The organism is Leptolyngbya sp. FACHB-36, from assembly GCF_014695955.1.
In the GTDB taxonomy this organism is placed as follows: domain Bacteria; phylum Cyanobacteriota; class Cyanobacteriia; order Leptolyngbyales; family Leptolyngbyaceae; genus FACHB-36.
Genome location: NZ_JACJPG010000665.1, coordinates 1 through 2,402, shown reverse-complemented (window position 1 = coordinate 2,402; position 2,402 = coordinate 1). Strand labels below are relative to the sequence as shown.

The 2,402-nt window shown below is 56.6% G+C and carries 3 protein-coding genes; all 3 read right to left on the bottom strand.

Annotated features, from left to right (window positions below; genetic code table 11):
* Positions 1 to 681, bottom strand: a 681-nt coding sequence (locus H6F43_RS20815; protein ID WP_190345066.1) for a sll0787 family AIR synthase-like protein, incomplete at its 3' end; no start/stop codon positions are given.
* Entirely contained in the window at positions 681 to 1,181 is a 501-nt protein-coding gene (locus H6F43_RS20810; protein WP_190345064.1) for an MSMEG_0567/Sll0786 family nitrogen starvation N-acetyltransferase, read from the bottom strand. The genes H6F43_RS20810 and H6F43_RS20815, both read right to left, overlap by 1 nt.
* A 40-nt stretch (positions 1,182 to 1,221) precedes the next feature.
* Positions 1,222 to 2,343 (bottom strand): MSMEG_0568 family radical SAM protein, encoded by a 1,122-nt coding sequence (locus H6F43_RS20805; RefSeq protein ID WP_190345062.1) that lies wholly within the window; start codon positions 2,341 to 2,343, stop codon positions 1,222 to 1,224.
* Positions 2,344 to 2,402 lie beyond the last annotated feature (59 nt).

Sequence of the window (2,402 nt, the reverse complement as noted above, 5' to 3'; positions counted from 1 at the left end):
CGTTTCCAGCAGCATCAGCAGCGTTCCCAGAATGCCTCCCATGCTGATGTCTTTACCCGCATCGCAGAGTTCCGTCTCAGCCAGATGCGGCAAAATCGCCAGGTTTTGGCGCAGTTGTACGGGATCGGCAGCGGTTGCGGCATTCCAAAACGGGTAGTTTGGATGCGGCTTGCCGCGAAAATCCGTTGCCACCAGCAGTCGATCGCCCGGTTGAGCCGCAAAGCTAGTGATCAGGCGCTTTGCGCGTCCCAGAATCGAGACCGATAGCGCTGTGTAAGGACTATGGCAGTTCGTGTGTCCACCGACGATCGGTACGTTGTAGGCTTGGGCAGCAGCGTTCATGCCTGCCCAAATGGCGGCAGTGCTGCTGGTAGACTGGCTCCACAGCGCATCGACTACGGCGATCGGCGACCCACCCATCGCGTAGATATCGCTAACGTTCACCATGACTGCCGACCAGCCTGCAAACCACGGGTCGGTTTCGACCAGTTGAGGCAGCATTCCCTCTGCCGCCAACAGCAGATAGCCGTCTCCGTCGGGAATTGCCGCACAGTCGTCGCCCACTAAAGTAGTAGACTCCGCCCATCTACCAGCGCTTAACGCTTGCGCCGCCGTCTGAATGTCTTGCTTTTGCAGCAGATTAAGCGATTGTTGGAGGTGTGCCACCAGTGACGCCAGCATCAGGAAGCCTCTCTTGCTTGCAAGGACAGCATCGGACGGAGTTCTGCACTAGGGGGATAAAAGCTGAGATCTGCTTCCATTAAGTGATGCGGTCGATCGCAGACGGTGATCTCTTGGCGGGACTGCCAGTGCAGCCGCTGAAAAAAGCGCACGTTCTGCAATTGCACCGTGGCAAGGAACTGTTTGCAGCCCCAAGTGTTGGCAGTCGTGACCGCTTTATAAATCAGTCCCTTACCAATTTGCCAACCTCGGCGGTAGTCCGGATGGGTGCCCAGCCTGCCACCATACCAGACGCCCGGTTCGACTTGATATATTCGCACAACGCCGACGACCTGCTGAGTATTGGCTGCCAGCGCCACGATCGGGTAAGCAATGGAATCAATGTCATCGCTGTCATCCCCCTCAAATAGCTGCTGTTCTTCAGCAAAGATGGAGCGACGCAGGGAAAAGTAAGCAGCGACTTCCTCAGGAGCCGTTGCCAATTTAAATTGGTAAGACATGATGGTTCAGACGCGAACGATAGGAAGTAGAACGCAGACTCTAGACGGGCTGTCGATCGCGCCCCTCAAAGCTAGAAATTGCCGAACACGCACCGCATTTTGCGCAACCTGCTTTGATATCAGCCGATGACATTCCGGCTTGATTGAGCAAGGCACCAACCTGCTCATACAGCGCGAACATAAAGTCGCTTTTGGGAGCGGGGTAATGGGCAAGTGGGGTACCCGTAATCGGAACAAAGGGCACCACGAAGGGATAAACGCCCAGTTGAATCAGGCGATCGCAGGTCTCTAACAGCGTTTCTAAACTATCTCCCAACCCCGCTAGCAAGTAAGTATTCACCTGTCCCCAGCCAAACACGTTGACGGCGGCAGCAAATGCCTCAAAGTAATACTCCACAGGCACCGTTGCTTTCCCAGGCATGATGGCTGCGCGAACCCGTGGGTCGGCGGCTTCCAAGTGCATTCCTAAGCTGTCAATTCCAGCGGCTTTCATTCGATCGAACCAGACGAAATCATCCGGCGGTTCGCACTGGGCTTGCAGGGGAAGATTGACCCTGGCTTTAATTGCTTTGGCGCACTCGGTCAGGTACGCGGCTCCACGATCGCTGGTGTTTGGCGTTCCCGTCGTCATTACCATGTGCTTGACGCCATCGAGTCGCACGGCGGCTTCTGCGACTTCTGCCAGTTGGGCAGGCGTCTTCCGCGCGATCGTCCGACCCGCCTCTAGCGACTGACCGATCGCGCAAAACTGGCAAGCGGTCGCGGGATCGGTATAGCGCATGCAGGTTTGCAGCACCGTGGTTGCTAATACGTCGCGGCTGTGCAGCAGGGCAATCTTTGAGTAGGGAACGCCGTCTGCGGTCGTGAGGCTGTAAAACGCTGGCTGCTGGGGAAACTGGATCGGCGCGATCGCCGTGCTGGAGCCAATCGTGTCTTGTTCCAACTGCAACAGCAGTTGATGGGTCGCCTCGTCGGTTGCGATCGTGTACGGCGACTGAGCCGCAGGGCTGTTGTAAATCGGCACCATGACCGTCGTGCCGTCCACTGTGACCGCTTTGTGATCGGACGGTCCCGCACCGCCTTTGCGTCCGGCGGCTCCCGTTTCATGGGTCAGCTTCAGCCCATGCGTTTGAAGCTCCACGATTAGCTGCTGCTTGTTCATACTGGTTTGCGCTCCCACCGAAATTTTCGTTCAGACTCTTGAATGGGAACATCGTTAAT

Excerpts from the sequence above, each read along its gene's own strand:
- H6F43_RS20810 (WP_190345064.1), bottom strand. The coding sequence starts at position 1,181 with ATGTCTTACCAATTTAAATTGGCAACGGCTCCTGAGGAAGTCGCTGCT.
- H6F43_RS20805 (WP_190345062.1), bottom strand. The coding sequence starts at position 2,343 with ATGAACAAGCAGCAGCTAATCGTGGAGCTTCAAACGCATGGGCTGAAG.